The sequence below is a fragment of the Deltaproteobacteria bacterium genome (assembly GCA_013151235.1).
Taxonomy (GTDB): domain Bacteria; phylum CG2-30-53-67; class CG2-30-53-67; order CG2-30-53-67; family CG2-30-53-67; genus JAADIO01.
Genome location: JAADIO010000004.1, coordinates 31,324 through 31,712 on the forward strand (window position 1 = coordinate 31,324; position 389 = coordinate 31,712).

The following is a 389-nucleotide window of genomic DNA, read 5'->3' on the forward strand; positions in this document are numbered from 1 at the left end:
TGCAACCCTAAAAAGTCACCGCTGGTCTGCATTCACTCCACGCTGTTGTTAGGTTTTTATAGTTCAGATTTTGATGATTCCATTAACGTTTTTTTAATATGTTCTTTGACCGTGATCAAAAGATTACCATAGTCCATGAATACATCTCTTCCGGTATCCTCACCTAACCTTCGACATGTCACAAATACGTCATATGATACCCCGAGTTTTGAGTCTTGCAATGTAAAGCCTGATTCTTGAGGAAATGAGTCTTCAATGACTACTTGTAAATTATGGTTTTCCTCAGCATATTCACCTACCATTAGTAAAATCGGAAATCTCCCTAGCCACTCTCTACCATCAGCGACATGTTGCTTATATCTTTCTGTAGCCTTATCATTAGCTATAAT

The 389-nt window shown here is 38.0% G+C and carries 1 protein-coding gene; it reads right to left on the reverse strand.

Annotated features, from left to right (window positions below; translation table 11 throughout):
- Positions 1-56: 56 nt before the first annotated feature.
- A partial coding sequence (locus tag GXP58_00850; GenBank protein NOY52150.1) for a hypothetical protein occupies positions 57-389 on the reverse strand: 333 nt, incomplete at its 5' end.